Annotated in this window: 20 protein-coding genes; 12 read left to right on the top strand and 8 right to left on the bottom strand. The window is 40.1% G+C overall.

Annotated elements, in window-relative coordinates; translation table 11 throughout:
• The first annotated feature begins 17 nt into the window (after positions 1-17).
• Positions 18-902 (top strand): TIGR01777 family oxidoreductase, encoded by an 885-nt coding sequence (locus KDU71_RS05085; protein WP_212188828.1) that lies wholly within the window; start codon positions 18-20, stop codon positions 900-902.
• On the opposite strand, the gene trhA is transcribed toward KDU71_RS05085, so the two are convergent.
• From trhA to KDU71_RS05070, 3 genes are all read right to left on the bottom strand, one after another.
• On the bottom strand, positions 903-1,532 hold the full coding sequence (gene trhA / locus KDU71_RS05080; RefSeq protein ID WP_212188827.1) for a PAQR family membrane homeostasis protein TrhA: 630 nt from the start codon (positions 1,530-1,532) through the stop codon (positions 903-905).
• Between the two features lie 107 nt (positions 1,533-1,639).
• Positions 1,640-3,499 (bottom strand): alpha-amylase family protein, encoded by a 1,860-nt coding sequence (locus KDU71_RS05075; protein WP_212188826.1) that lies wholly within the window; start codon positions 3,497-3,499, stop codon positions 1,640-1,642.
• Between the two features lie 9 nt (positions 3,500-3,508).
• Positions 3,509-5,935 (bottom strand): glycoside hydrolase family 31 protein, encoded by a 2,427-nt coding sequence (locus KDU71_RS05070; RefSeq protein WP_212188825.1) that lies wholly within the window; start codon positions 5,933-5,935, stop codon positions 3,509-3,511.
• A 365-nt stretch (positions 5,936-6,300) separates the two neighbouring features.
• Here KDU71_RS05070 and KDU71_RS05065 point away from each other — a divergent pair, with 365 nt between their 5' ends.
• A complete protein-coding gene (locus KDU71_RS05065; RefSeq protein ID WP_212188824.1) occupies positions 6,301-6,768 on the top strand; it encodes a MaoC family dehydratase in 468 nt (155 codons plus the stop codon).
• A gap of 55 nt (positions 6,769-6,823) precedes the next feature.
• On the opposite strand, the gene KDU71_RS05060 is transcribed toward KDU71_RS05065, so the two are convergent.
• The 3 genes from KDU71_RS05060 to rd form a co-directional block, all read right to left on the bottom strand.
• Positions 6,824-7,969 carry a pyridoxal phosphate-dependent aminotransferase gene (locus KDU71_RS05060; protein WP_212188823.1) on the bottom strand — a complete coding sequence of 382 codons (1,146 nt, stop codon included), beginning with the start codon at positions 7,967-7,969 and terminating at the stop codon, positions 6,824-6,826.
• Between the two features lie 102 nt (positions 7,970-8,071).
• Positions 8,072-8,647: a rubrerythrin gene (gene rbr, locus KDU71_RS05055; protein ID WP_212188822.1), complete on the bottom strand. Its 576-nt coding sequence runs from the start codon at positions 8,645-8,647 to the stop codon at positions 8,072-8,074.
• 130 nt (positions 8,648-8,777) lie between these two features.
• Complete coding sequence (rd, locus tag KDU71_RS23290; RefSeq protein WP_212188821.1) at positions 8,778-9,482, bottom strand: rubredoxin; 705 nt, start codon at positions 9,480-9,482, stop codon at positions 8,778-8,780.
• A 259-nt stretch (positions 9,483-9,741) separates the two neighbouring features.
• Between rd and KDU71_RS05045 the strand changes: the two genes are divergently transcribed.
• From KDU71_RS05045 to rplI, 6 genes are all read left to right on the top strand, one after another.
• On the top strand, positions 9,742-10,572 hold the full coding sequence (locus KDU71_RS05045) for a sulfide/dihydroorotate dehydrogenase-like FAD/NAD-binding protein (protein WP_212188820.1): 831 nt from the start codon (positions 9,742-9,744) through the stop codon (positions 10,570-10,572).
• A 2-nt stretch (positions 10,573-10,574) separates the two neighbouring features.
• A complete protein-coding gene (gene gltA / locus KDU71_RS05040; RefSeq protein ID WP_212188819.1) occupies positions 10,575-12,059 on the top strand; it encodes an NADPH-dependent glutamate synthase in 1,485 nt (494 codons plus the stop codon).
• Between the two features lie 4 nt (positions 12,060-12,063).
• Complete coding sequence (locus KDU71_RS05035) at positions 12,064-13,056, top strand: dihydroorotate dehydrogenase-like protein (RefSeq protein ID WP_212188818.1); 993 nt, start codon at positions 12,064-12,066, stop codon at positions 13,054-13,056.
• A gap of 162 nt (positions 13,057-13,218) precedes the next feature.
• Positions 13,219-13,566 carry a 30S ribosomal protein S6 gene (gene rpsF, locus KDU71_RS05030; RefSeq protein ID WP_212188817.1) on the top strand — a complete coding sequence of 116 codons (348 nt, stop codon included), beginning with the start codon at positions 13,219-13,221 and terminating at the stop codon, positions 13,564-13,566.
• A 3-nt stretch (positions 13,567-13,569) separates the two neighbouring features.
• Complete coding sequence (rpsR, locus tag KDU71_RS05025) at positions 13,570-13,839, top strand: 30S ribosomal protein S18 (protein ID WP_212188816.1); 270 nt, start codon at positions 13,570-13,572, stop codon at positions 13,837-13,839.
• 18 nt (positions 13,840-13,857) lie between these two features.
• Positions 13,858-14,301 carry a 50S ribosomal protein L9 gene (gene rplI / locus KDU71_RS05020; RefSeq protein ID WP_212188815.1) on the top strand — a complete coding sequence of 148 codons (444 nt, stop codon included), beginning with the start codon at positions 13,858-13,860 and terminating at the stop codon, positions 14,299-14,301.
• Between the two features lie 152 nt (positions 14,302-14,453).
• Here the strand turns inward: rplI and KDU71_RS05015 are convergent, their stop codons facing one another.
• Both KDU71_RS05015 and KDU71_RS05010 read right to left on the bottom strand, forming a co-directional pair.
• A complete protein-coding gene (locus KDU71_RS05015) occupies positions 14,454-14,831 on the bottom strand; it encodes a RidA family protein (protein WP_212188814.1) in 378 nt (125 codons plus the stop codon).
• A gap of 36 nt (positions 14,832-14,867) precedes the next feature.
• Positions 14,868-17,594: a putative LPS assembly protein LptD gene (locus tag KDU71_RS05010; protein WP_244828200.1), complete on the bottom strand. Its 2,727-nt coding sequence runs from the start codon at positions 17,592-17,594 to the stop codon at positions 14,868-14,870.
• A gap of 137 nt (positions 17,595-17,731) precedes the next feature.
• Here KDU71_RS05010 and KDU71_RS05005 point away from each other — a divergent pair, with 137 nt between their 5' ends.
• The 4 genes from KDU71_RS05005 (at position 17,732) to KDU71_RS04990 (ending at position 24,132) form a co-directional block, all read left to right on the top strand.
• Positions 17,732-18,841, top strand: coding sequence for an N-acetylmuramoyl-L-alanine amidase family protein (locus KDU71_RS05005; RefSeq protein WP_212188813.1), 1,110 nt, complete (start codon positions 17,732-17,734; stop codon positions 18,839-18,841).
• Positions 18,842-18,920: 79 nt separating this feature from the next.
• Positions 18,921-20,159 carry an MlaD family protein gene (locus KDU71_RS05000; protein ID WP_212188812.1) on the top strand — a complete coding sequence of 413 codons (1,239 nt, stop codon included), beginning with the start codon at positions 18,921-18,923 and terminating at the stop codon, positions 20,157-20,159.
• A 311-nt stretch (positions 20,160-20,470) separates the two neighbouring features.
• The gene (gene dnaA / locus KDU71_RS04995; protein WP_212188811.1) at positions 20,471-21,898 is read left to right on the top strand and encodes a chromosomal replication initiator protein DnaA; all 1,428 of its coding nucleotides are present in this window, start codon (positions 20,471-20,473) and stop codon (positions 21,896-21,898) included.
• Between the two features lie 119 nt (positions 21,899-22,017).
• Positions 22,018-24,132 (top strand): M3 family metallopeptidase, encoded by a 2,115-nt coding sequence (locus KDU71_RS04990; RefSeq protein WP_244828198.1) that lies wholly within the window; start codon positions 22,018-22,020, stop codon positions 24,130-24,132.
• Positions 24,133-24,148 lie beyond the last annotated feature (16 nt).

Raw genomic sequence — 24,148 nt, 5'->3', positions numbered from 1 at the left:
TGATAAACTAGATGATTATGCCTCAGGGGCGAATAGATAATAAGATTGCAATAAGTGGTGCCACAGGTTTTATAGGTAATGCATTGAGTAATTTCCTTGAATGCAATGGCTATACTGTTGTGCGCTTAAAACGACAGCATTTTAAAAGCAAAAAATCACAGCTCAAAACATTATTAAATGGGTGCTCAGTTGTTATAAATCTGGCAGGAGCTCCTATTGCCGCTAAAAAATGGACACCTAACTACAAGCGAGAGATACTAAACAGTCGTATAAATACAACAAATGTACTGGTAGATGCTATACACCAGATGGAAACTTCGCCTGAAATTTTCATAACAGCATCAGCGGTTGGTATTTATGATAGTTTTGAGGTCCATGATGAGTTTTCGACCAACTATGCCAATGATTTTTTGGGTGATGTGTGTAAGCAGTGGGAGGCCGAAGCTTATAAAGTTCAGTCTTTGACAGATGTGCGCCTGTGTATTGTTAGGCTAGGGGTCGTTTTGGGCAATGAAGGCGGTGCATTTCCCCGGATGCTTAAACCATTTAAATTTGGATTAGGGGCCAGGCTGGGCGATGGACACCAGGTTTTCCCATTTATCCATCTAAATGATGTGTTAAGTGCTTTCTGGTATCTCATCAGGCGAGAGGCATCAAATGGGATTTATAATTTAGTTGCACCACAAATGCTATCGAATCTGGAAATAACTGAGGCCATTAAAGAACGTACCAGAAAATCTGTATTGCCAGCGATTCCTGAAAAACTGTTGAGAGTGATGTTTGGCGAAGGCGCCAATGCCTTGCTGGTTGGACAGAAAGTGTTGCCTAAAAGACTTGAGAAAGATGGCTTCCATTTTGAGTTTCCAACCTTTGAGGCAGTGCTTGACGATTTGATTTGCTAATCAGATATGCCAATAAATAGCATGGAAATGGGCATAGGCACCTAATAATACAAATGCATGAAAAATGGCATGATTAAAAGGTATGCGCTTAATCTGGTATAAAACTGCACCCAAGGTATAAAATGCACCTCCCAGCGCCAGCCAGGTCAGAGCTGGCGTACTTAATGCGGCTATTAGCGGTTTAATAGCCACTACAACAATCCAGCCCAGCAATACATAGCTAATGGTTGAGAGAATTTGAAAACGACCTGCATAAAACAGCTTAAGTATACTTCCGGAAATGGCTAATAGCCAAACACCGGCCAAAAGCCACCAGGCCCAACTTGTACCTATGCCAAGTATCAGAAAGGGAATATAGGAGCCTGCTATCATAAAATAGATGGCACAATGATCGAATACCTTTAGCCGTGCTCGTCGAATAGAATCCTTCTCAGAATGATATAAAGTAGAAGATGTAAAAAGTGCTATGATGCATGCGCCATAGCTTAGATAAACTGTCAATGATAAAGTGCTGTTGGCTTTAAATAATAGAAAGATTAATGCTACAAAGCCTAGTATTATACCAGCCAGATGACTGTAGATATTTAGCTTTTCCTCAAGTGGGCTGTAGGTGGAAGGTTTAACTTGCATTTTTTGTTGTAAAGGTATATGAAATCGCAGTATCCCAAAGGGCTTTGGAATAAAAGTGTTAAACAAAAAACCGGTGACCTTGCTCGAAGTGTCACCGGTTGTACTGTTTAGTTGTCGATCTTATAAATAAATGAAGCGAGTGGTTCGGTATGGATATCTATCGTACCCTCCCCATTCTCAACTAATAGCTTATTTGTGCTGCCATATAATTGGTCAGTCAGTTGGTATTGTCCATCCGAGAGCTGCCATTGCTTGATGATTTCTGCAGGTATCTTTAGAAGAAAGTTCTGCGAGTTATTTGGTTGAAAGTTTGAGCAAATGATTAGTTGCTCTTTATCGCACCAGCGCACGAAGCTAAAAGTTTTATCTGTATAGTTCTCATTATTTGAACGGTTGATGGTGTGAATCTCTTTGTATTCACCCATGAGTGCCGGACTTTTTACCGAGAAAGTCAGGAGACGTTTATAGAAATCTCTTAGTTCTTTTTCTTCATTTGAAAGCTGAGCTCCATCGAATGCACCATTGTTCATCCAGCGCTGATGATGCGGTACACCTATGTAATCGAAAATACTTGTACGGCTATGATTGCCAAATCCTGCATTTTCAGCACCTGGTTCACCTACTTCTTGTCCAAAATAGATCATTGTCGGGGCTGTACTGATGGTAGTCGAAACAACCATGGCTGGCATCCCTTTCTTCGCATCACCTACAAATTCAGGGCTTGCAATGCGCTGTTCGTCATGGTTTTCGAGGAAATGAAGCATGTGATGTTCAATATCCTTCAAACCGTCTTGTATAGCAGGCAGGTTATCGGTTAAGCCATGACCCTGCATGATGTGTTTAAGCGTATCGTATAATTCAACCTTATCATACAAGTAATCCATTTTACCTTTGTGGATGTAATCACGATACAATGCTGGATTGTATACTTCAGCCAGCAGAAAAGCATCTTCATTAGCCATTTTGATGGATGAATTCATAAAACTCCAAAACTCAACGGGCACCATTTCTGCCATGTCAAAACGAAAGCCATCAACTCCCAGTTCGGTCCAGTACAAGGCAATATCACGGAACTTTAGCCACGAATCTGGAAGCGTTTTGTTTTGCCAAAATGCATAGTGCGCTTTATAGTCCTTTAGTTCATAGCCTTCCGGTAACTCCGGGAAATCTTTTGTTCCATCTGGGCGCACGCCATAGTTGATTTTAACTGTCTCATACCAATCATGAAAACCAGGTTGTGCCAGTCTGGAGCCATTGCCTGTCCACTTGGCAGGATTTTCATCAAACTGGCCATCAGCTAATGGATGTGCTTCTCCACCCAGTGGCTGGTAGTTATTTTCAGGATTTGGTACTTTAAATGATTCGCCGGGGATGTAATAGAAGTTGTTATTTACGGCATATACTACTGAAGTGTCATCTTGTGCTCCAAAATCCAATACACCTGCCGGATTATTTTTGCCTTCGTAGTGTCTGGCAACATGGTTAGGTACAATATCTATCAATACTTTCATACCGTGCTGATGCGTACGGTCAATTAAGGCTTTGAATTCTTCCAGACGGTTGGCTGGATTTTCAGCCAGATCAGGATTCACATTGTAGTAGTCTTTAACAGCATAGGGTGAGCCAGCCCGACCTTTCACAACATCAGGGTCGTCATTAGAAATTCCGTACACTGTATAGTCGTTTATAACCGCATGATGTGGTACGCCTGTGTACCATATGTGTGTAATTCCAAGGTCTTTTAGCTCAGAAAGGGCTTTGTCGGTGAAGTCACTGAATTTGCCAACGCCATTTTCTTCTATGGTACCCCAAGGCTTGTTAGTTGTGTTTGTATTACCAAATAGTCGGGTGAAAACCTGGTAAACAACAGTTTTGTGTTCAGTTGTTTTCTGGCTTTCTGATGGCCTTTGTTGCTGGCAGGCTAAAGTTGCCAGAGCCAGTGCGCATATTGCTAATAATCTGTGCATATGTTTAAATTAATCGATTAATACTTTTAATGCTTCATTGCTCATTTCAGAATTGATGTGTAGCTGTTTTGTCTGAAGATTATAATAAGCTCCCGCTTTTAGGGTGCCTGGTTTGCTGCTTGATTTTGTGATTTTAACCTTCTTTCCGTTGATGTTAATGTTTTTGGGTTTATGTGAATAGTTATGAATAATCAGCTCAATGTGCCGGCTATCAGGTTTTCCTTCGTAGTCATAGCCTTCAGGTTTTATCGTTAGCTGCAAGCTGCCCTGATGACTTGCATCAAAGTTCAAAAGCTCGTATTTATTTGATTTGTAGCTGTCCCTTGTTACTCCATCATCTTCATACATCTGGCCTGTACTCGTTTTTATCGAAGGATCGTGGTAATAGTGCAGGATGAGGTGCTCACTCGTGTACGCAGTCATGTTGTTGTAAACTGGCACCATGGGAATAAACGAGCCAGCCTTAACAAATACTGGTAGCGTTGAAATATCGGTTACTACATTTACTGTTTGGCCACCTTCAAACTTTTCATCCGTAAAGAAATTGAACCAGTTATGTCCCCTAGGCAAGTATACCGATTGTGATTTAAGGCCTTTTTCAACCACTGGCGATACCAGGAAGTTATCTCCCCATAAGTAGGTTTTGGTTTCATTGTACAGCTCAGCATTGTCTTCGAGGTAAAACAGCGGGCGCATCAGAGGCCATCCCTTCACGGTGTTTTCATACATTAAGGTATAAAGGTAGGGGGTTAGTTGATAACGTAAACGAATGAAATCGCGGACAACAGCTTTGGTGTTGTCATCCCAAAAAACTGGCTCAGGTGGCACGTCTTCCTGGGCGTGCGTTCGATAAATGGGTTGAAAAACCCCATATTGCAGCCATCGGGTATAAAGTTCAGCATCCCTGTAGTCACCAGCAAAACCACCTAAATCGGAATGTATGTAGGCCAAACCTTGCATCCCCATTTGCAGAGCAATTTCAACTTGCGACTGTAAACCACCCCATGAGCGGCTGACGTCGCCCGACCAGGGCACCAGACCGTAACGCTGGGAGCCAATAAAGCCCGCACGCATCAGGATAACCGGCCGATTATCCGGAAAGTCTTGCTGATAACCTTTAGAAATGGTTTTTGCCCATTCATGTCCATACAAGTTATGCACTTCATCGGCACGACCATTGACATGCATAAGATCATCGGGATGAACTTCTGGTTCGCCCAAATCGCCCCACCAGCCATCAACGCCACTCATTGTATGCTTTTTGTAAATTTCCCAGAACCAATGTTGTGCTTCGGGCTTAAAAATGTCAAGTAAAGCTGTTGTACCAAAGAAAAAGTCAAAAATGTAAGGATTACCGAGGGAATCGGTTCCCAGTAATTGCTGCTCTGCACATTCTTTGTACTTGCCACTGTTTTTAAGGATGAATGGTTCCGTAATGAGCACTGTGTTAATGCCCTTGGACTTATTGCGCTCAAGCATTTTCTCAGGCTCAGGAAATGAATCACGATACCACTCCAGGTTACCCATATGGCCTGTAACATCGGGGCCAAACCAATATAAATCCAATACAATGCCATCTAATGGGATATCGTCTTTCTGATATAAATCAATAACAGTTTCAACCTCTTGCTGCGAGTGGTAACCCATGCGCGAGGAAATATTACCTAAAGCCCATCGTGGCAACATTGGTTGATGACCGGTTAATTGAGTAAAGTTGTAATTCAAATCTAGCCAGCTATCAGAAGCAACAACAAAGTAACTCATACGGCCTCCAGCCGCATCAAACTGCAGTATGTCAGTTTCTGTTTTGCCAATATCAAGCCATCCGCTGGCTCCATTGTCAAAACCTAGCATATACTTGTTTGACGAAATGAGGAGTGGCATTGAATAGTACATCAAGTCGGCATGTGTTTGATAACCATAGCTGGCTCGGTTATATAATTGGAGCTTATTACCGCGTCGATTCATGCCCAGAGCTCTTTCGCCACCACCCATCAGCAGTTCATCTGGCATCAGCTTGAAACGAAAGCCCTGCTTGACACTGTCAGCGAAATAACCTGCCTCTTCGCCAAGGATTAGCTCTTCGTTATAATAATAACTAATTGAAAAAGGTGCTTTGTTTATCAATGCACTTAGTTGACCCGTTGAAAGCTTAATGGTTTGCTCGGTTTCGGTATAAGTAGCTTTCACTGGATGGTTCTCCGGCGCAATGGCGTGCGAGGGGAAGAGTTCTTCATCTGCATGGGCCCTGAAAGAGACTTCTATGCTGTATTGGGAATATGGTGTTAGCCTAATTAAACCATCACTCACATTTATACAAAGTACATTATTTTCATATTTTGCTGATACAAACAAACGATCGTTTGACTGAGCAAAAAGGCTAAGGCTACTTGCAAGAAGCAGAAGCAGTCCTGTAAACAGATTTCTGATAGACATTTGTATAAGTTTTAATCTTTAGTTGGCATTATTTAAGCCATATAAATACACTTAGGCAAGTTACGAATACCGCATGTTTTAAGCGATAGTGACAATGGAGTGCTTTGCATTCTATGATGACTAGTTGTAATTGTTTGTGATTGGTAATATTCAGTTAATCATGTGTTTATGGCTGGGATTGTGGTTGTTTGAAAGAGATTGTAATTAGCAGATGCTTAGCTTTTTTATTCAAAATATTGATTTGCAAACGTTTTCGAATATGGCCGCTATTCGTTCCATGTGTGATATTGCCATTGTTGAAGCAGATTATGCAGCTTTGTTGAAATAGTTTATCTTAGCGGCTTCAATTAAAAAACAATTAGACGATGAGTAAAGTAGTTATTAAGAGTTTTGACGAATTAGAAAAGTTAATAGGTAGTGACCTTGGAATTTCTGATTATCATGAATTTACTCAAGAACAAATCAATCTTTTTGCCGATGCAACATTAGATCATCAGTGGATACATACCGATGTTGAAAAAGCGAAGAACGAATCGCCGTTTGGAAATACTATTGCGCATGGATATTTGACTGTTTCTATCTTGCCACACTTATGGAACCAGATTGTGGATGTTCAAAACCTTAAGATGCAGGTTAATTATGGTATTGAAAAATTGAAGTTTAACGCCCCTGTATTGGTTAACAGTAAGGTGCGCTTACACGCTAAAGTTAATAACGCTGTTAACCTACGAGGTGTAACACGAGCTAATATTGGTATTAAGCTGGAAATTGAAGGTAGCAGAAAACCAGCCTATGAAGGCGAGATTGTTTTCTTGTATCACTTCAATGCTTAAGCGATAGAAAAATATAAGAGTAAAAGGTGCAAGTTTTTTGCACCTTTTTTTATGCCTAAAGGGAGTGTTCAATGGCTTTTTTAAGCCGTGTAAGAGCTTCATCCATCTCAGCTGTTGCCAATGAAATGCGGATGTACTCTTCAGCACCAAAAGCCACGCCCGGGATGACAACCACTCCATTGGGTTTTGAGGCCGTAGTGATGCAAAAGTCTTTGATATTACAAGTTATCTTATTGCCAACTTTGGGGAAAATATAAAAACTTCCTCTGGGCATGTTGTATTCAATGTCAAGGGAATCCAACATGGTCATTACTTTATCACGGTTCGCTTTTAAAAACTGGTTATATTGGTTAATGGTATTCGTCGTTTGGCCATCAATGATTGGTATGGCGGCATACTGGTTGGCTGTAGGTGGCGTGCTGATGATGGTTGCATTGTTGGATGTAAATGCTTTTGCCAGTTTTTCATGGCGGGTTATAAGCCATCCAACCCGCAAACCTGCTGCGGCACCACTTTTTGATATACCATTGGCAATAATTGTTCGCTTGAAGAATTTAGAAAATGATTCTGCAGTTTGTCCTTCATATACCAATGCACTGTATATTTCATCTGCTATGGCATAGCCTTTTGTCAGTTTTTTTGACAATAATTCGCCCAGATTGCTCAACTCATCAGTGGAAAAGACTTTGCCAGTTGGATTGGAAGGCGAATTAATAATAATGATGTCATCCGGTAAAAGAATTTCTTCCAATGCTTGCAGGTTAATACTGAAATCGCTGTTCAGTGGATAGCAGATAACTTCCATGCCAAATTCAGCCGGAATTTTCTTATAAATGCCAAAATGAATTGAAGGTATTAAAACTCTTTGCGCACCAAGCTTTTGCAAAGTGCGTATGGATGTATACATAGCATTTTGTACGCCAATGGTTACTACAACGTGATTTTCGTTGTAGTCAAAGCCATCTTGTTGCTTTTGATGATTGGCTATGGCCTGCCGCAAAGCTGGTAAGCCGGCATTTTGAGTATATGAAATGCCGTTGTTCCAATTGGAAGAGAGAGCTTCAAATATTTGTGGGTCGACAGTGAAATTTTTCAATTCGCCCAGTCCCAAGCTAATGCTGCTTGGGTGTTTTGACAGGTTAATCTCCCTAATAGCAGGCAGAGGAAAGTTGGTGTTTTCTAATCGTTCGTCAATGTTCATGCTTGTGTAATTGAGCTGCAAAAATACACGCTTTTTGCAATGCAAAAAAAAGAGGGCACCGGTGAAGGAGCCCTCGTGTATGCCAATACTTAAGTCTGCGGCTTAGTAATTGGATTCTTTTAATTCGAAATAAGCTTGTGAATGCAGGCAGGCCGGGCACATCTTTGGTGCTTTTGTACCTTCGTGAATAAAACCACAATTGCGGCACATCCAGGTTACCTTGCCATCTTTTTCAAACACTTTGCCTGCGGCCAGGTTATCATATAGCTTACGATATCTTTCTTCGTGAAATGCTTCTACTTTGGCAATCATTTTAAAGGCAACAGCTACTTCCTTAAAACCTTCCTCTTCGGCTATTCTGGCAAATTCAGGGTATAATTCAGACCATTCTTCATTTTCGCCGTCTGCAGCTGCTTTTAAATTGTCTTTTGTGTCACCAATAATGCCGGCAGGGTATGTGGCCGTTATTTCTACCATTCCACCTTCTAAAAACTTAAAGAATCGTTTGGCATGCTCACGTTCCTGCTCAGCAGTTTCCATAAAAATAGCTGAGATTTGCTCTAATCCTTCTTTTTTGGCTTGTTTGGCAAAGTATGTATAGCGATTGCGGGCTTGAGATTCTCCAGCAAAGGCTTTTAGTAGGTTCTGTTCGGTTTTGGTTCCTTTTAAGCTTTCCATGTTTGTTCTTTTATCTTATTTAACTATTTGTGATCTGGGTTAAGCAAATATAAACTAACAGAGGGGTGTTTTTATGTTTTTGAAGTTGTGTTTGGCTAATTTAGGATGTTTCTAAATATTAAAACGAGTGTTAGATGGGAGTAAACATGTCTTTGGTTGAACCGCATGTTGGGCAAATCCAGTCATCGGGTATATCTTCAAATGCTGTTCCGGGTGTGATGCCTGAGTCTTCGTCTCCGAGCTCAGGATCATATATGTAACCACACGCCAGACATTTGTACTTTTGAAGCTTACCCTTGCTTTCATATGTACTCTTTTTTAGTTTGGATTCATCGATGTAAGTAGGTGCATTCTTAGGAGCTAATCCTTTTTTGACTTCATGATAATAGGCGTAGGTCAGAGGAGTACCTGACTTATCCAGTAGTTCATTATCTTCAATGGTTGCAATAAATAAAATGTGCGTACCTACATCTACTGCTTTGTTGACTTTACATTCGAACCATGCCAGGCAATCTTGCGTAACTATTGGCACTCCGCTTTTTCCAGTCTTATAATTGATGTGTTCAAATTTATTTATCTCACTGCCGCTTTTGTATCCAAATAAGCCAATAATGTCGGCACTGACATTTTGTTTGAGTATGGAAATTGAGAAGACACCGCTGTTCTCAATCATCTGGCAGCTAAGGTTATTCTTACTGCAGCTGATAGCTATTTGCGAGGGTTCTGCTGTTACCTGGAATGCGGTATTGGCAATATAGCCGTTAAGCTTGTTGTCATCTTTTGTTGTGATGATGTATAGGCCGTAAGTTAACTTAAAAAATGCTTCAATATTCATCTGAATTAATTCATTAGGATGGATAGGTAAGTTATTAATAAGCCTTGTTAAATAAAAGTATTGACTTTCAGAAATAGTTTATAATCAGTGTAGATAGGCTAATTTAGAATGCATGTAAATAATTAGTAGATAACTAATATCATAATTTGAGGTTAATTCAAACGCTATTTTTACCTTTGAGTATTCTAAAAATATTACCAGATATTTGTTATCTGGCTACCTTGGTCTCAGGTATATAACTAAGTAATAGTTTGTTATAATGAACAAAATTGTCGAAAAGGAGCATTTCTCAGAAAACGTTGTTCGTCTGGAAATTGAGGCTCCACGTATTGCAAAGGCTCGGCGAGCTGGGCATTTTGTGATAGTAAAAGTTGGTGAAACAGGGGAACGGATTCCTTTGACTATTGCGGCAGCAAACCCTGAAAGGGGCACCATTACGTTAGTAATACAAAAAGTAGGCGTTTCGTCGCGTCGCATTACCGATTTAAATGTGGGTGATGAACTAACCGATTTGGTTGGCCCGCTTGGAGAAGCTACACATATCGAAAAAGTAGGCACTGTGCTGGCTTGCGGCGGAGGTGTTGGCGTTGCTCCCTTATTGCCCATTGTTGAGGCGCTAAAAAAGGCCGGAAACCGAGTAGTGACCATTCTGGCGGCCCGCACAAAAGACTTAGTTATCCTTGAGGAGCAAATAGCAGAATATTCTGATGAGGTGATTATTATGACAGACGACGGCTCCTATGGTAAAAAAGGTTTGATTACTGATGGGATGAAAGAAGTAATGGAGCGAGAAAAAGTGGACGAGGCCGTTGTTATTGGGCCAGCAATCATGATGAAATTTGCTGCGCTGACAACCAAAGAATACAATGTACCAACAGTGGCAAGTTTAAATACCATCATGGTGGATGGTACTGGAATGTGCGGTGCCTGTCGTATAACAGTTGGCGGTAAAACAAAATTTGTTTGTGTTGATGGTCCTGAATTCGATGCCCATCAGGTTGATTTTGATGAGATGTTACTTCGCCTGAATGGCTATAAGGAGATTGAAAAAGGTGCCGAGCAGCAATACTTAAAATCTAAAGACAAATAAAAATGACTGTTACAAAAGAATTTTTAAAAGAAGAGAGAGAGCAGTCATGGCGTGTAGATGTACGTAAACTGCTTAAAAATAAAGAGCGCACTGCGCTTAAGCGTGTTCATATGGGCGAGGTTGCTCCGGATGAGCGCGTCAAATCTAATATTGAGGTAAATACAGGATTGACTGCTGAAGAAGCTATCAATGAGGCGCGTCGTTGTCTTGATTGTCCTGATCCAACGTGTATTACAGGCTGTCCTGTTGAAATCAATATTCCCAAGTTTATCAAGCGTATCGAGTTAGGTGAGTTCCTGGATGCAGCTCGGGTTCTAAAGGAAACAAGTGCATTACCAGCTGTTTGTGGTCGTGTTTGTCCACAGGAGAAGCAATGTGAAGCTAAGTGCTTTTACCAGATAAAAATGGAGAAAGATCCTGTGGCCATTGGTTATCTGGAGCGTTTTGCGGCTGATTATGAACGCGAATCAGGTCAGATATCAGTGCCTGAGGTAGCCGCACCTAATGGCATTAAAGTAGCTGTAATTGGCAGTGGTCCGGCCGGTTTAACCTTTGCAGGTGATATGGCCAAGCAAGGATACGATGTCACTGTTTTTGAGGCTTTACATCAGATTGGAGGCGTACTAAAATACGGTATACCCGAATTTCGTTTGCCAAACAGCATTGTTGATGTAGAGATCGATAACCTAAAGAAAATGGGTGTTAAGTTTGAAACGAATTTTATTGTAGGTCGAACAGCCACCATTGAAGATTTGAAAGAAGAAGGCTATCAGGGCTTTTTCACAGGAAGTGGTGCGGGATTACCTCGTTTTATGAATATTCCGGGAGAAAATTACATAGGCATCCTTAGTTCTAACGAATATTTGACGCGTGTTAACCTGATGGATGCTGCCAATCCTGCAACTGATACGCCAATTATCAGCGGGAAGAATGTGGCAGTGATCGGAGGCGGTAATACTGCCATGGATTCTGTGCGTACGGCCAAGCGTTTAGGAGCCGACAGGGCCATGATTATTTATCGTCGCTCAATGGAAGAAATGCCGGCGCGTGTTGAGGAAATTAAGCATGCTCAGGAAGAAGGAATTGAGTTTATGACTCTGACGAATCCGGTGGAGTATTTTGCAGATGAAACAGGACGTGTTAGTAAGGTGCGTGTGCAAAAGATGGAGCTGGGTGAGCCTGATGCCTCTGGTCGACGTCGTCCAGTGCCAATGGAGGGCTCTGAGTACGATATTGAGGTTGATACGGTAGTGGTAAGTGTTGGCGTGTCGCCAAATCCACTTATACCAAGTTCGCTGCCACAACTGGAGACAACCCGCTGGGGTACCATCGTTGTGGATGAAGAAAAGCTGCAGACTTCTATTCCTGAAATGTTTGCCGGAGGTGATATTGTAAGAGGTGGAGCCACTGTTATCTTGGCAATGGGTGATGGAAGAAATGCGGCAGCATCAATGCATAACTATTTACAGGACAAACTAAACCCTTAAGCTCATGCGAAATTTAGAAACTACATATCTAGGATTACCAATAAAAAACCCGATTGTAGTGGGGAGCTCAGGACTGGCTTCTACTATTGGGGGTATTAAAAAACTGGCCAAAGCCGGTGCGGCAGCTATTGTACTTAAATCGGTTTTTGAAGAAGAGATTAAAGCAGAAGCTGAGCAAACCATAGGACAGCAGCTGGGGATGGATGACAATAACCTGGAGTTCTATGATTATTACGACTATCAGGTCAAAAACGAGGTGTTGGAAAACTATGTTTCGCTTATTAGAGAAGCAAAGGAAAGTGTTGATATTCCTATCATTGCCAGTATTAATTGTTCCAGTTACAGCGAATGGGTGTCATTTGCCCATAAAATTGAAGAAGCTGGTGCTGATGCTATCGAGCTTAATATATTCAAATTGCCTTTTGGAATAAAAGAAGAAGCTGGCGAAATAGAAAAGGTCTATTTTGATATTGTGCGAAAAGTGAAAGAACGTCTATCAATTCCGGTAGGAATTAAATTAGCACCTTATTTTACTAATCTTGGTAATGTGATTCATCGTCTATCTCATTCAGGTATTAACGGTCTAATTTTGTTTAACCGCTTCACATCGGTTGATTACGATATAGAAAATGATCAGGTGATTACCGGAAAAGTGTATTCCAATGCCGATGACTATGTGAATTCATTGCGATGGATTTCAATAGCTTCATCGCAGGCTGGTTGCGACTTAGTTGCTTCTACAGGCATACAGGATTATCGGGCAATGGTGAAAATGCTGATGGCCGGTGCTTCGTCTGTAGAGGTGGTTTCAGCTATTTATAAAGAAGGGGCGGAAGTAATTGGCGCTATGTTGAAAGAGCTTGATGCTTGGATGGTGCGGCGTGGAGTCAACTCAATTAATGAATTCAAAGGACGTTTGAGTCAAGGTGCGTCTGCTAATCCCGAAGTTTTCGAGCGTGTACAATTTATGCGCTACTTCTCGGGGCATAAGCATTGAGTATAGTCAATAAGATATAAAGGCAGAGGGCAGAGGTAGATTTTTAGAACTACTTCTGCCTTCTGCCTTTTAACTAATTCACTTATTTACTGCTTTGTTTCTTCTTTTTTTATTTCTATCTTTGCGCCCTGATTATTTAAAACCTTCTAAAATTAAGAAGATATGTTAAATCGTTATGAAACCGTTTTCATTTTAACTCCCGTTTTGTCTGATGTTCAGATGAAGGAAGCGGTCGACAAATTCAAAGGTTTGATTGTTGAGGCTGGAGGTAAAATGGTAAATGAAGAAAATTGGGGACTTCGTAAGCTAGCTTACCCAATTCAAAAGAAGTCAACAGGATTTTACCAGTTGTTCGAATTCGAAGCTAATCCTGAATTTATTGCCAAGTTCGAAACCGCTTTCCGTCGTGATGAGCGCGTTCTACGTTTCTTGTCATTCAGATTAGACAAATACGCTATGGCGTATGCAGAGAAAAGAAGATCAACTAAAAAAGAACAAAAGGAGAACTAGACCATGGCACAGAATCAATCAGAAATCAGGTATTTGACTCCTCCGTCAGTAGAGATTAAGAAAAAGAAGTACTGTCGTTTCAAAAAGAACAAGATCAAGTATATCGATTACAAAGATCCTGAGTTCTTAAAGAAATTCTTAAACGAGCAGGGTAAGATTTTACCACGTCGTTTAACAGGTACATCTTTAAAGTATCAAAGAAAAGTTGCACAAGCTGTTAAGCGTGCTCGTCACTTGGCCTTGTTGCCATACGTAACCGATTTGATGAAATAAGAAAAAGGAGGATTTACGATGGAAATTATTTTAAAAGAAGATATTCAGAATCTTGGCCATAAGAACGACATTGTGACGGTTAAAAATGGTTACGGACGTAACTACTTAATCCCACAAGGACTTGCAATTTTGGCAACTCCTTCAGCCAAGAAAGTACACGCAGAAAACCTGCGTCAGAGAGCTCATAAAGAAGAGAAAATCAAAAATGAGGCTCTTGAAGTAGCTAAGACACTCGAAGGTAAGTCATTTACTATTGGTGCTAAGGCTTCATCAACCGGTAAAATTTTCGGTTCGGTAAATACTATTCAAATTGCTGAAGCACTTACTAAAGAAGGGTTCAACGTTGAGCGTAAGAACATTTCTATGAAAGAGGATGCAAAAGAATTAGGTACTTACACGGCTACTGTGAAATTACACCGTGAAGTTAAGGTTGACATCTCAATTGAGGTGGTTGCCGAATAACATTTTTATTAATCTCGGATAGATTAAAAAAACATTTTTCAAACAGACATAAACCACCATGGGGACATGGTGGTTTTTTTGTGATCCAAAGTTTGGGGTATAAAAAAGCTCATGCAATTAATTACATGAGCTCATTATCTTATTTTACTCGCTTACTTAACTGCAATGGTTTCTATCTCAACCATTACTCCAAGTGGTAATTCTTTAACTGCGAAAGCTGCACGCGCCGGAGGGTTTTCTTTGTAATAAGAACCATAAACCTCATTCATAGCTGCAAAATTACTCATGTCGCTTAACAAACAGGTTGATTTAACAACATCGGCAAAAGTATAGCCAGCCTCCTCAAGTATGGCGGCTATGTTTTTCATTACTTGTTCGGTTTGTTCTTTAATGCCGCCTTCCACTACTTTACCTGTGGCTGGATTAACGGGTACTTGTCCTGAAATATATAACGTACCGTTGGATTCAATGGCTTGGCTGTATGGGCCGATTGCACCGGGTGCATTGCTAGTTGAAATTACTTTTTTCATTATTAGTTTATTTAAGGATTAATCATTCACTATTGATTAGAATAGACCGTTGTCGCGCGGGTGATTGCGTTTTTCGTACTTGAGGTCCTGAAGCATGCTTGAATTTACTCGAATAGTAAAGAAATAAGACTTATATCGACCTACCGGTACAAGGTTAAAATTCATGCTCCAACAGTGTAAATCGCGACTGATTCCAACGTTGGTATGCGCTATTTCCTTGCGATCAAAGCTGTATCCCGATGCAAAATTAATGCGCCATTTGGGGGTTAGCGAAACATTACCATTGAGGTTAACGTCGGAAGTGACTTTGAAATCATAGTCCATTTTACTCTTGTTAAACTGTCCCCGGCTTAATCTGAATGAGTAGTTCAGTGAGATATTCCAGGGGATTTCAAATTTGGCATAGCCATCATCTCCTTTAACAAAAGTAGCATTGCCTCCCTGGAATGCAGCTTGTGGATCAAATTCTTGATTATTCAGTGGATCTGGCGGTAGTGCATTTGGATCTTCATCGGTACTGTTAGGATCGGTACCTGATTTTTTGTCTTTCTTCTTAAATGTATCGGAGCCAAAGTTAAGGCCGAAACTCAGGTTGGCACTTTCAAGCCTCAAAAGCTTGCCTTGCTGTGCCCAAACTGATTGGTTAACGCGTATAGGCTGACCAGTACTGGTAGTATCAATAGCGTAGGGATCGAAGCGTGCGCCAAAGTTAACATTGGTGCCAAATAGTTTAGTTCTACCAGTCATATTAATGGGTTGCCACTTGAGTGAATCTGCCAGGAAGTTATAACTGGTACTGAAATTTAAACTCTCCAGTATTTTAAGTTTTTTAAAGCCGGTAGTGTCTTTCTCACTTTTGACCTTCATTTCAAGGGTGTTGCCTAAGCTAAGGCTCATGGAGCCCGATTTGCCACGCCCGGGCACACCATATAATGCACCATCATAGTATGAATAATCGTGCCTTACAATTTCATCGCGGTCTTCATCGTAATATTCAAACCAGTCGTAATAACCATATTTGGAGTCCCCGAAATCAGGGCGATACGACATGGAAACTGATGGTGTGGCTACATGCCTGATTGCATCGACTTTGTCGCCAAAAAGTTTACGCCAGGGGCGAAAGAATGTGTAGATTTTTGTTGAAGTACCGGCACTGAAACTGTAATCATATACACGGTTAAAACCAGTAATGGTATCTGTGTTGACAATTTTATTGGTCTCTTCATCGTATCCTTTTTCAATCTTATTCAGGTACCAACGTTCGGTATAGTTAAACGAAGGAGTAACCGTAAAGTGTTTCAGAAATTTCAGGTTCATGGCCACAGGGATGCTGTGTTTAACACCATTCTTCCACTGGTTGGCAAAGTCATCACCTGAAAAGCCTAATTCAGACTCTTTGGCATGTACATAGTTTTTCATGTTACCAGTGTAAGAGAGGTTGATCTTCTCAAACATGTTTTCCTTTGTTCCAACCTTGTTCTTTTTCTTAAACGGATAGAACCGATTAACTGTAAATGTCAGGTCGGGTATTGTTAGGTCAATGGTTGTATCGCGGCTGTTTTGAGAGTGCAGTAAGTTGGCTGAGAAATTAAAAGGTTTTCCAGCCCAGCGTTTACTATACGATATGCTCGAACGCTTTGTGTTGGTTGAAATGTCGTTGTTGGCTGGGTTGTAAAGGTTATTAACGTTGTTTTGGTCGAATGAACTGGTAGAATAGTTGACGCTGGCCGAAAATGTTTGGTAGGGGTTGGCCTTGGCATCTTGCCTGTGCGACCACGTGATTGCCATATCTTTTGTTACCCTGTAGTCTGGCAAATCTTTTTCGCTGTATATATTATTGATGTATTGAAAATTGAATCGACCGCTATATTTATACCTTAATTTATAATTAGAACCGGTCCTGATGGCCCATGAACCATTGGTAAATATGTCACCTTTAACCATAAAGTCAAAGTAATCATTTGCTGCCCAGTAATAACCACCATCGGTCAAACCAAAGCCCCTGATTTGCTCATCGCGGTACGAAGGAAATAAAAAACCAGAGCTGTAAGAGCTGGTCGTAGGTATCATCGCAAACGGTACTACAATTGGAAGTTTAACGTCTTCCACCACCAGATAGGCAGGACCAGTAATTGTTTTTTTACCAGGAATAACTTTGGCCTTTGTAAGGTTTAGGTAAAAGTGCGGATGATCATGGCAATCGCAGGTTGTGTACTTGGCGTGCTTCATGCAATAGGAGTTGTCTTCAATCTTTTTAGCTTTATTTCCTACCACAAAACCTTCGCCTTGTTCGGTAACGATGTGCTCAATGATGGCTTTCTCAGTTTTGAAATTATACCGCATGCGGCGCATGGTGTATTCACCACTAGGATCAGTAAAAACAGGTAGCCCAATTTCATTGCCCAACGTATCTTTAGTGCCATACGCAAAAGCAGTACTGCTATCCATGTCCAGTACAATGGTGTGTGCTTTGAGTAAGATATCCTGATAACTTACTTCTGCATTGCCATACAGATATGTTTTTTGCGTCCTCAGATCAAAATCAATGGAATCGGTGGCTTTATAATTAACTTCAGAGTCTATAATAAATGATCCGGAGTGCACCTGAGTACTGTCCGATGATGATTCGGCTATTTGAGAATCGGAGCTTTGTATTGTTTCCTGGGCGCATAAGCCAGCAAAATGAGGCGATATAAGTAGCAGAGTAATTGTTAAAACAATTGGGTTCAGTGCCTTATATGCTTTAGTTCTAATCAGTGTCAAAATGATATTTTTTTCAAGCGTTCACAAAAATAAATAAAAAATGCGCATACCTGGTCATGTCCTTTAAATAATGCACTACGCAGCCATTTTTAGCTGTGTATAATTTTCCTATTTTTGAACTGCAATAATCTAAATGTATGACAATTTATTTATTTAAAACACGTCTTGTATTTTTCTTCTGCCTGGTTGCTTTATGGTTTTTTAACAATACTAAGCTGCAAGCTCAGCAGGATATGGTTTTTAAAACAGTGGTTATCGATGCTGGTCATGGTGGCAAAGACCCAGGAGCTATTGGTAAACAGGCAAAGGAAAAGGATATTGTCTTAAATGTCGCACTTAAGCTTGGTGGTTATATTAAAGAGAACATGCCTGCTGTAAATGTTATCTATACGCGTACCAATGATGTATTTGTTCCGCTTAATAAACGAGCTGAAATTGCCAATAAAAACAAGGCAGACTTGTTTATTTCTATACATGCCAATGCTATCTCAACGCCTAAAATTTATGGAGCAGAGACTTTTGTGTTAGGTTTGCATCGAACCAAAGAAAACCTGGAAGTTGCCAAGCTGGAGAACTCCGTGATTGTGCTGGAGGAAGACTACACAACCACCTATGAAGGATTTGATCCTAATTCTGCCGAATCATATATTATATTCGAGTTGATGCAGAACATTCATATCGATCAAAGTATTTATATGGCTTCTTTGGTGCAAAAACAATTTAAGGAGCGTGTTGGGAGGCGAGACCGCGGGGTTAAACAGGCTGGATTTCTTGTGCTGCGCCAGGCAACCATGCCAAGTGTGCTGGTTGAGTTGGGTTTTCTTACTAATAATACTGAGGAGAAATTTATTGCTTCAGAACGTGGACAAACATATATGGCTTCCGCTATTTTCAGAGCTGTACGCGATTATAAGAATGAGTTTGATGCCAAGAGTAAGCTGACTAAGGTTGTTGAAAAAAACGAAAGTTCTATAGTTGATAGTGTCAATTACCGCATCCAGGTTGCTTCCTCTAAAAAGAAAATACAGGAAGGAACAATGGTTTATGCTCTATTTGATGACATTTGGATGTTTCAGGAGGGTGAACGATTTAAATACACGACATGTTGTACCAATAGTTATAGCGAAATAATTAGCTCTTTAACAGAAGTTCGCCAAAAGGTTGGGGATGCTTTCGTGATTGCATTCCAAGGGAATGAACGGATATCGATTGCAGATGCGCGTAAAATTCAAAATAAGCAAAAGTAGAGATTTAGGCTATTGATATTATTTTTGTTAAATTGCGCTTGATTTAATACTTCGGTATTGTCTACAAACATCATAAACTATGAAAAAAGAAGTAAAGATAGGTCTGACCGTATTTGTTTCATTTATAATTGTTATTTGGGGATTTAACTTCTTGAAAGGACATAATTTAATTGAAGTAGGTAATTCTTATTATGGCGTTTATGATCGTATTGACGGATTAACTAAAGCAAGTCCGGTTTACTTCAGAGGTTTTAAGGTCGGAACTGTCAGGGATATAGATTTTCACCCAACTCAGCCTAATCGATTTCTGGTAACCTTCACACTATTTGACGAGATAGGCATTCCTAATGACTCTAAAGCACAAATTTACAGTCTTGATTTGATGGGGACGAAAGGGGTTCAGTTTATAATTGGACACAGTGATCAGATGTTGGCTGTTGGTGATACTATGAATACATCTGTTGTTGGTGACTTAGCCGATAAAATGAGTATGGAAGTATTGCCCCTGAAAGATAAGACTGAGCGATTAATTGTTAAGCTCGATACTGTATTGACTAACATTGGTCAGATCTTTAGTGAAGAGAAAAGTCGTTTTCATTCAAGTATGTATAATCTTGATCGGTCGTTAAGGCATTTTGAATCCATTAGTCGCAATCTTGCAAAAAAGCTAGAGGATGATGGCGAAGTGACAATGATGTTACAGCGTACTGATTCATTGGTTGCTATGCTTTCAGCGCAGCGTCCGCATATTGATTCTACTTTTTCTAATCTGGCTGGCTTTAGTCAGCAACTTGAAGATGCCAATATCGATGCCACAGTTGAGCAGTTACGGTCTACTTTAAGTAGTGCCAATGATTTGTTGGATAGTATTAATGATGGAAAAGGTTCATTGGGCAAGCTGATGTCTGATGATGAATTTTATTATTCGCTTAACGAAGTGAGTAATAGTCTTAATCGCCTATTAATTGATTTCAGACATAATCCTGACAGGTATGTATCATTCTCTGCGGTTAATTTTGGTCGTAAGGTGGTTGTGACAGATCAGGCTTATGGTGTTGGTGGTATCGTTTATGAAATTCAAATCCTGGAATCCAAAGCTCCGATAAAAATGGATTCGACAATTCTGGATGGCAAGTATAAAATTTTTGAAGATTATCGTGATTCGAAATACGTTTATAACTTAGGTCAAACCCGATATTTTGATGAAGCATCCAAAATATTAGACGAAGTGAAGGATTTGTATGATGAAGCTAGTATTGTGGCTTTGGAAAATGGTGTGCCAATTAGCCTTAAAAAAGCCCGTCGAAAAGCTAAGTAAATCCTTAATTTATTGTTAAGTAGGTGCTCGAATTTTTTTTTCTGAATTTTTTCGAATTTTTTCCCCGTTTCTTCCAAGTGGTTTAAATACAGTGGATTTCACGTGTTAATTAAAAGTTATCAAATGTGCATAAACGCCTGGTTGTGAGGGTGTTGTTTGATTTATTTTTAATTGCTTGATTATTAGGCATCATATCGTCGAAATAAAAATGTCAAGAGAATTAACGTTTTTTTTTCATTTTTTTTTTCACAATTTTTGTTTTCGCATTTAAAGTAGTTATCAAACATAATTCTATTAAGGAAACAGAAAGAATGGAAGTCGATTGCAAAAGAATTTGGGGGAATTGTTTGCGTGTTATTAAAGACAACATTCCACAGATTAGTTACCAGACCTGGTTTGAACCTATTGTACCCGTTAAAATTGATAAGGATGTTTTAACGATTCAGGTACCCAGCCTCTTCTTCTATGAGTATCTAGAGGAGCAGTACATTGACTTATTGAGTAAGACACTTAGAAAGGAACTTGGTGGTAATGCCAAGTTGGAGTATAATGTTGTGATGGACAATGCACATATGGCCAATCAGCAACCTTATACTTTAAATTTCCCGACTAGTAACAAGGCAGATCTTCGCAATCGACCTGTTAGTGTTACTAATCAGGAAAAGCCAGATATCAGAAATCCGTTTGTAATTCCTGGAATTAAGCGACTAAATGTAGATCCTCAACTTAATGGCGATTACAGCTTTGAGAATTTTGTAGAGGGTGAATGTAACCGTTTGGCAAGAAGTGCGAGTTTAGCAGTAGCTAAAAATCCAGGTAAAACAGCGTTTAACCCTTTGTTTCTGTATGGAAATTCAGGTTTGGGTAAAACCCACCTTGCACAATCGATTGGTATTGAGGTAAAGCGCAATATGCCTGAAAAAACGGTATTGTATGTTAATGCCAATAAGTTTCAAACTCAGTTTACCGATTCAGTTCGAAACAACTCGCAAAACGACTTTCTGAATTTCTACCAAATGATTGATGTATTAATCATCGATGATGTACAGGAGTTTGCCGGGAAAACTAAAACACAAAATACCTTCTTTCATATCTTTAATCACCTGCATCAGTCAGGAAAACAATTAATTCTCACGTGTGATAAAGCTCCTGTAGAGCTACATGGTATGGAGGATCGATTACTTTCAAGATTTAAGTGGGGATTATCTGCGGATTTGCAAATTCCGGATTTTGAAACGCGGGTATCCATTTTAAATAAAAAGATTTATAAGGATGGGCTAACCGTGCCGGAAGAAGTAGTGTACTATATCGCCAGCAACGTAGTTAATAATGTGCGAGAGTTAGAAGGTGCTTTAATTTCGCTTTTGGCGCAAGCAACGCTAAATAAAAAAGAAATAACCTTTGAGACGGCAAAGCAAATAATTGACAAGCTCGTTAAGAAAACGAGCAAGGAATTATCTATCGACTCAATTTCGCAGACGGTATGTGATTACTTTGGTTTGGAACTTGATATTCTACAGTCAAAGACGAGGAAGCGTGAAATAGTACAGGCACGACAGATTGCCATGTTTTTTAGCAAAGGTCTTACCAATTCATCATTGTCAACCATTGGCGCAAAGATTGGAAAGAAAGATCACGCCACAGTCTTGCATGCCTGTAAGGCTATCAATAATCTCATTGAAACTGATAAAGATTTTAAAGGGCAAATAAAGGAGATTGAAGCTCAATTAAAATCGTAAATAGTATAAGTTGTACAACATAAAGACATCCAATTTTTGGGTGTCTTTTTTTTATACTTTTGAATGGCAATTGATAATGCTATTCAGATAGTATTTAACATTTTATAAAATCTATTGAAATGATTAAAATCTTTAGTGGACTGCTGGTGGCCGTGCTGCTGGTAAGTGGATGTCAAACTAAGACACCTGAAAGTATGAATCCGTTTTTTACAACCTACAACACACCTTTTCAAACACCGCCTTTTAGCCTGATAGAGGTCAAACATTACATGCCTGCTTTCGAAAAGGGAATGGCAGAACAGCAGGAAGAAATCCAGGCGATTGTAGCTAATAATGATGCGCCTAGTTTTGAAAATACCATATTAGCCTATGATCGTTCAGGTGAGCTTTTGGAGCGTGTAAGTGCTGTCTTCTTTAATATTCAGGGGACCGATAATAACGACTCAATTCAGGAAATAGCTCGTATAATTACGCCATTGCTAACCAAGCATTCTGATAATATTTCGATGAATATGGAGCTTTTTGGTCGGGTTAAAGCTGTTTATGAGCAAATGGACGAAGCACAATTAACTGATGCTCAAAAGCGCGTGACTGAAAAGTATTATAATGATTTTGTGCGTAACGGTGCTCTGCTTTCATCAGAGGATCAGGAGAAGCTTAAGAAGTATAATGAAGAGTTAGCTGGTCTTCAATTAAAATTTGAAGAAAATCAGTTGGCAGAGACTAACAAGAATTTCAAACTTGTTGTTGATAATGCTGAAGATTTGGCTGGTTTGCCAGAGGGTGTTATAGCTGGTGCTGCTGAAACAGCTGCAGCCAATGGTATGGAAGGTAAATGGGTGTTTACATTACAAAAGCCCAGCTTAATTCCATTTTTGCAGTATGCCGAAAACAGAGCTTTGCGTGAGAAGATTTACAGAGGCTATTTTATGCGCGGTAACAACGATGATGAGTTTGATAATAAAGAAATTGCCCGAAAAATGGCGATGATTCGTAGCGAGCGCGTTAAGCTTTTGGGGTATGAAACGCATGCGGATTATGCGATAGCTGTGAACATGGCAAAAACGCCTCAAAACGTAGATGAGTTTCTGATGGGCTTGTGGAGACCGGCCCTAAAAGTAGCTAAACAGGAGTTGAAGGAAATGCAAGCAATCATTAACCAGGAAGGTGGTAATTTTGAATTGCAGTCATGGGATTGGTGGTACTATGCCGAGAAGCTGAGAAAAGCTAAATATGACCTTGATGAGGCAGAGGTAATCCCGTATTTTCAGCTTGAGAATGTGCGTGAGGGGATGTTTTGGGTGGCTAATCAGCTGTACGGAATTACATTTACGCCACTGAACAATATAGAAGTGTACAATCCCGAAGCCGAAGTTTTTGAGGTGAAAGAGGCCAATGGCGAACATATTGGTTTATTATATCTTGATTACCATCCTCGCGAAAGCAAGCGACCTGGAGCATGGCAAACCAGTTTCCGTAATGCTATTACAAAAGATGGTAAGAAGGTGTCTCCTCTGGTATCGCTGGTATGTAACTTCACCAAACCAACAGGTGACACACCAGCCTTGTTAACGTTTGATGAAGTGAGTACCTTGTTTCATGAGTTCGGACATGGTCTACATGCTTTATTTACTGATGGAGAATACAAGCGTACTGCTGGTGTTGTGCCAATGGATTACGTTGAACTGCCTTCACAGGTTATGGAAAATTGGGCAGCTGAGCCTACTGTGCTAAAACATTATGCACGTCACTATGAAACAGGCGAGGTTATTCCTGATGAGTTGATTGAAAAAATTCAGAAGAGTGGACATTTTAATCAGGGATTTGCCACCGTTGAATATCTGGCAGCTTCATTGCTTGACCTTAAATGGCATAGTCTGAATGCAGGAGATGTTGTGGAAAACACTCTTGATTTTGAGAAAGAGGCTATGGATAATATTGGTTTAATTGATGAGATTATTCCAAGATATCGCTCTACCTATTTTGGTCATATCTTTAGTAGTGACTTTTATGCAGCGGGTTACTATGTATACATCTGGGCTGCTGTGCTCGATTCAGATGCTTTTGATGCGTTTAAGCAGAGTGGAGATATATTTAATAAGGAATTGGCTCAGAAGTTTCGTCAGCACTGCTTGTCGGAATGTGGCAATGATGAAGGAATGGTACAGTATCTGAAATTCAGAGGTCAAGAGCCATCGCTTCAGCCCTTGCTTGAGAAGCGTGGTTTAAACTAAAGCCATTATTGCGAAA

The organism is Carboxylicivirga sediminis (assembly GCF_018156225.1).
In the GTDB taxonomy this organism is placed as follows: domain Bacteria; phylum Bacteroidota; class Bacteroidia; order Bacteroidales; family Marinilabiliaceae; genus Carboxylicivirga; species Carboxylicivirga sediminis.
Note: the sequence above shows the minus strand (reverse complement) of the source record. Positions and strands in the feature narration are given on the sequence as shown.